Genomic DNA, 247 nt, shown 5'->3' on the forward strand with positions numbered 1-247 from the left:
GCCTGAGCACGACTAACAGCGCGGTCACGTCGCTCTCGACGGGTATGAGTTCGCTGTCCACAGGCGTGAGCTCGCTGTCGACCTCCACGTCGACGGGTATCTCGTCGTTGTCGACGTCGACCTCGACGGGGATCAGCACGGTGCAGAGCGGTGTGGATTCGCTGTCCACAGGCCTGGGTTCGCTGTCGACCTCCACGTCGACAGGTATTTCGTCGCTGTCGACGTCGACCTCGACGGGCCTCTCTTC

1 protein-coding gene is annotated in these 247 nt (G+C 63.2%); it reads right to left on the reverse strand.

What is annotated here, in order from left to right; genetic code table 11:
• The coding region (locus F6X37_RS36225; protein WP_222945062.1) for a hypothetical protein at positions 1 to 247 on the reverse strand (247 nt) is incomplete at both ends.

Source organism: Paraburkholderia sp. 31.1, from assembly GCF_014397645.1.
GTDB classification, from domain to species: domain Bacteria; phylum Pseudomonadota; class Gammaproteobacteria; order Burkholderiales; family Burkholderiaceae; genus Paraburkholderia; species Paraburkholderia tuberum.